This is a genomic window from Edaphobacter sp., from assembly GCF_035532915.1.
In the GTDB taxonomy this organism is placed as follows: Bacteria; Acidobacteriota; Terriglobia; order Terriglobales; family Acidobacteriaceae; genus Edaphobacter.
Genome location: NZ_DATKQC010000354.1, coordinates 1 through 4,740 on the forward strand (window position 1 = coordinate 1; position 4,740 = coordinate 4,740).

Annotated in this window: 4 protein-coding genes; 2 read left to right on the forward strand and 2 right to left on the reverse strand. The window is 57.6% G+C overall.

From position 1 onward, the window contains the following. On the reverse strand, positions 1-789 hold a 789-nt coding region (locus VMU57_RS16830), incomplete at its 3' end, for a M20/M25/M40 family metallo-hydrolase (protein ID WP_325385498.1). 84 nt (positions 790-873) lie between these two features. On the opposite strand from VMU57_RS16830, the gene VMU57_RS16835 reads away from it, so the two are divergent. Next, positions 874-1,563 carry an alpha/beta hydrolase gene (locus VMU57_RS16835; RefSeq protein WP_325385500.1) on the forward strand — a complete coding sequence of 230 codons (690 nt, stop codon included), beginning with the start codon at positions 874-876 and terminating at the stop codon, positions 1,561-1,563. A gap of 10 nt (positions 1,564-1,573) precedes the next feature. On the opposite strand, the gene VMU57_RS16840 is transcribed toward VMU57_RS16835, so the two are convergent. Then, entirely contained in the window at positions 1,574-2,440 is an 867-nt protein-coding gene (locus VMU57_RS16840) for an alpha/beta fold hydrolase (RefSeq protein ID WP_325385502.1), read from the reverse strand. A 278-nt stretch (positions 2,441-2,718) separates the two neighbouring features. On the opposite strand from VMU57_RS16840, the gene VMU57_RS16845 reads away from it, so the two are divergent. Beyond that, positions 2,719-4,740 (forward strand): GAF domain-containing protein (locus tag VMU57_RS16845; RefSeq protein WP_325385504.1); only part of this gene is annotated, 2,022 nt, incomplete at its 3' end.

Sequence of the window (4,740 nt, forward strand, 5' to 3'; positions counted from 1 at the left end):
TCCCACCGTCTTCAGAATGAGGTCCTTGACCTGCTGCGACGGGCCAACCGTACGGATCAGGATATGCGCCTCTGCCTTGTCTGCGATCACGTTTGGGGCGCGCCCACCTTCGATCAGCCCAATATTCAACGTCGAAGGGCCAATCTCCGGCTCCTCCGGCAGCGCCAACGCCTTCACATCGTGCAGCGCGTCCACCAGCTTGTCGATGGCCGACTCTCCCAGTTCGGGATAAGCCGAATGCGCCATGCGCCCATGGCTTCGAAGTTCCACGCGCAGCGCGCCCTTGGTCGCCAGCGCCAGCCGGTTGTCCGTAGGCTCGCCATTGATCAGAAACTTCGAGCCCTTTGAGAACTGGTTGGCCACTTTCGCCCCTGCCGAGTCCCGCTCTTCGCCCACGACAAACAGCAGCCCCACCTTCACCCCGGCAGCTCGCAGCCGGTCCGCAGCTGCTACCTGGGCGGCAATAATTCCCTTCGCATCGCAGGTCCCGCGACCATAGAGGAACTCATCGTCCTCGCGACAGCCGAAGAACGGCGGAACCGTGTCCATGTGGGTCGAGAGAACGACGTCCGGGGTGACTCCCGGCAACGCGGCGTAGACATTGAACCGCTCTCCGCTCCCCGCGCCCGGGGTCAACTTCAACTCTGGTTGCTCGACCGGCATCTTCTCGACGGCATAGCCTTCGGAGGCTAGAAATTCGTACAGAAAGGCCCCGGCGGCGCCTTCATGGTAGGTGGTCGAGTCGATGTCGACGAGCTGTTTTGTGAGCTGAATGGGGTCAATCGGCATTTCTCCAGCATACGACACCGGTGCCGGGTTTCATGCGGGGCCGATAGCTGGCTGTGCATGCAGCAAGGCATAAAATCAATAAAAATGACTCAAAAGAACCCGTCGCAAATTATCTCGGTCGACGACCTCCACGGCCCCGCCGGGCGGCTCGAAGCCCTGCTGAACAGTGGCCACGAGGACGCTCCCTACGCCGTGCTGCTCTGCCATCCTCATCCCAAGGGCGGCGGCACCATGCACAACAAGGTCGTCTATCACGCCATGAAGTCGTTCAGCTCTTTCGGCTTGCCTACCCTGCGCTTTAACTTCCGCAGCGTCGGTCTCAGCGAAGGAGCCTTCGACGAAGGCCGCGGGGAGCAGGAGGACGTTCACGCCGCCCTCAACTGGCTCGAAGCCAACCTCAAGCTGCCCATCCTGGTCGCCGGGTTCTCCTTCGGCTCCTACGTAGCACTGCGCGCCAGTTGCGGCGACGCCCGCGTCAGGGGATTAGTAGCCTTAGGCTTGCCCGCCCACGCCGAGGGACGAGACTACAGCTACGACTTCCTCTCCCACTGCACCCAACCCAAGCTTTTTATCAGCGGAGATCACGATCAATACGGTCCACGCCCCCATATGGAAGCGGTCTTTGCCACGGCGACAGAGCCAAAGCGACTGGTCTGGATAGAAGGAGCCGAGCATTTCTTTCAGGGGACACCAGAATCGCCGACTCCAAAACTAAGCCTGATGCAGCAGGAGATTGCTCGCTGGCTGCATGAACAATTCGGTTTAATTGATTGAAATAATGAGATTAAGCAGCACTGCTCGCCACCGGGAGTCGATCCAGGAGCCACTCCCGCATGGTCTGATTGCAGATCTCCGGCATCTCTTCGAACGCAATGTGGCCCGCGCCATGAATTACGACAAGGCTCGACTGCGGCAACATCCGTTCCAATTGACGACCTGACGAAAGCCCCACAGCGCGATCGCGGTCACCCCATATCAGCAGGGTCGGCTTGCCGCTCAGCTTCGAGAGCATCGAGCGCAAAAGGCTCATATCAGCGGACCACCGGCGAATGATTTGCAAGACATGGTCAATCGTCCCCGGAACATGCAATCCAGCAATATATCCTTCCAGCGCGCCATCAGCCACCCGTGCAGGATCGCCATACATCCGGCTCAGCGCCGTAGCCTTCAACCTTCTCGGCAGGTGAGGAATCTGCCGGGCAAGCCAAACCCCAAACCTCGTTTGATAGAACCGGATTAACTGCTTTCCCAGATCGCAAAACGGGTTCGCCGGAGCAAACAGGATAAGACTGCGCACGCGACATGGATGGCGCGCGGCCAACATCATGGCTACCGCTCCGCCATGAGAATGTGCGCCGATATCGGCCTCATCCAACCCTAACTCGTCCATGAACGCGACGATACGGTCCGCAGTTGCCTCCAGCCCTGCGTCGAGGCCGGGGACGCGCTCCGATTCTCCCATATTGAAGAGGTCGACGGCATAGACGCTGGCATCCTGCGCCAGAAAACCGATATTTTGCTGCCAGTTCCTCGCCGACCCCACCAGGCCGTGCAGCAAGAGCAGCGGATATCCGGAGCCAGCATATTGATAGTGGACCTTTACGCCCGCTACCGATACAAATGCCTCTCCTGTCCCTACAGCCTGCCGCATCGCTTTAACCCCACTTGCAAATGTTACAGGAGTATTAATTTGCAAAGGCATTTCTCTTGAAAAATTAACAATTGACCCAGGAGGAATTCTGAACCTTGCAATCAAGCCCACAGACGATGTCTTTTCGGTCTTGTCCGATCAACAAAGCAATGTCTACCAGCATTACGGTATGAGTTATGATTTTCTGTAGGTTGCAGCGCTCCACATTCAATAAATTCAGCTTTATGGTCCTATACTCATTTGGTACACAATGTGCTTAATGAAGTTGTCGTAGCCTTATGAAGAATGGCTTCCAAACGCGTATTCTGGCTATCGCGCTCGCTTTAGCGACGCTGGCTGTGTGCGTGCTCGCAGGCATCAATCTCCAGCGCGAGAGCCATTTTGATGTCCCTACCGACGGCGTCTCGTGGATCGAGGCTGCGGGTGGATTGCGGGCTCAGCGGGTTCCTGTCGACTCCCCCGGCTTTCGCGCCGGCATCCGAACCGGAGACATTCTTGTAGCCATCAACGATGAGCCAACCGAACGTTTGGCTCCTCTTGTACGCGAGTGGTTTCGCAGCGGGATCTGGTCCCATGCGACCTATTCCATTCAGCGCCCGGTCCCTCATTCGATCGACCTTCAGGGATCGGCCAAACTCGACATTCAGGTCATTCTCGTTCCCCAGGACCGCTCCAGCAACCAGTGGCTCCGGTTCATCGCGCTTGTCTACCTTGCCATTGGAATTTACGTCCTGTTTCGACGGTGGACGTCACCGAAATCACTGCATTTCTATGTCTTTTGCCTGGTCTCTTTCGTCCTATACTCGTTCAAGTACACCACCCAGTTCGACACCTTCGACCAGATTATCTACTGGGGCAACATCGTCGCGGAGGCGCTCCAACCGGCGCTATTTGTCCACTTTGCGGTCAGCTTCTCCGATGCATTCGCATCCAATCGGCCTAACAAGCTGAAGCGCAGTTTCCTGACCGCTGCGATTTATACGCCGGCAGTCATTTTGATAGGCCTGCAATACTCGGCGCTCCAGTACTGGTCGGCCACGGAGCTTTTGCGGCATCGCCTCGATCAGATTGCGGTTGCCTATCTGGCGATCTACTACGTCATCGCTGCAATCGTCTTCCGTTTCCGCTATCAGCGAGCCGAGTCCGGGCTGGAGCGGCAGCAGTTGAAGTGGCTCACGCGCGGCACCCTGCTGACGATTACGCCGTTCACGCTGCTCTACGTCATCCCTTATCTCTACTTTTCGGGGACCTCGGTTCCTTCGCTCCTGACGAAGATCGCCGGGCTGTCACTGATCTTTCTTCCGCTTACCTTCAGTTGGGCCATCGTGCGCTACCGGCTGATGGACGTAGACCTGATCTTCAAGCGCGGCGTGACTTACACCCTTGCAACCGCATCGCTGGTGGGCCTCTATTTCGTCATCGTCGCGGTCACCGCGGAGATGGTTCGCGCGCGTCTGCCGAGCCTGCATGTCTGGGGGTTGCTGGCTGCCATTGTCTTCACGGGCATTCTGTTCGAGCCGCTCAAGAAGGCGATTCAGGGACGCGTAGACCGGCTATTCGATCAAAAACGTTTTGACTACCGCGAGACGCTGGTTGAGTTCGGCCGAGGCCTGAACTCGCAGACAGACCTGCGGGCGTTGCTCGATTCCATCGTCGAGCGTCTTCCGCAAACGCTGCTAGTCACTCGCGTGGCTGTTTTTCTGGCGACGGACGGTAACCGTTCTCTGGCTACTGATCCACAGTTTGAGCTGGCCGCCTCGCACGGTCTCAGCAATCTTCACGCTGCCGACCTGCAGACGCTCGACGTCCGCTTTCTCGACTTCGACCGTCCAGGCGCCAACAGCCATATCTTTCTCGAGACTCCCCAGCAGGTTCTTCGGCTGCCCGACGCACAGCGCAGCAGCGCGCGCAATCTGGATTTGAACTATTACCTTCCTTGTCGTGTCGCCAATCGTGAGGGCTCAGGAACGCGCACCGTCGCCATCATTGGTTTGGGCCGCACCGACGACGGCGACTTTCTCTCCAGCGAAGATATGGAACTGCTGGAATCGCTCGCCGGCTATATTGGCATCGCTATTCAAAATGCCCAGCTCTACCAGCGACTCGAACAGAAGATTGGCGAATTTGAAAGGCTCAAGGAGTTCCACGAGAACATCGTCGAGTCGATCAACGTCGGCGTCTTTGCCGTCGATCTCGAAGACCGAATCGAGAGCTGGAACACGCAGATGGAGAGCATGTACTCCAAGTCGCGGACCGAGGTACTGCATCACTCTGTCTCCGAGGTCTTCCCTGCGGATTTC

What these genes read in the sequence shown, in the direction of transcription:
- VMU57_RS16835 (WP_325385500.1), top strand. Translation starts at nt 874, where the DNA reads ATGACTCAAAAGAACCCGTCGCAAATTATCTCGGTCGACGACCTCCAC.
- VMU57_RS16840 (WP_325385502.1), bottom strand. Translation starts at nt 2,440, where the DNA reads ATGCGGCAGGCTGTAGGGACAGGAGAGGCATTTGTATCGGTAGCGGGC.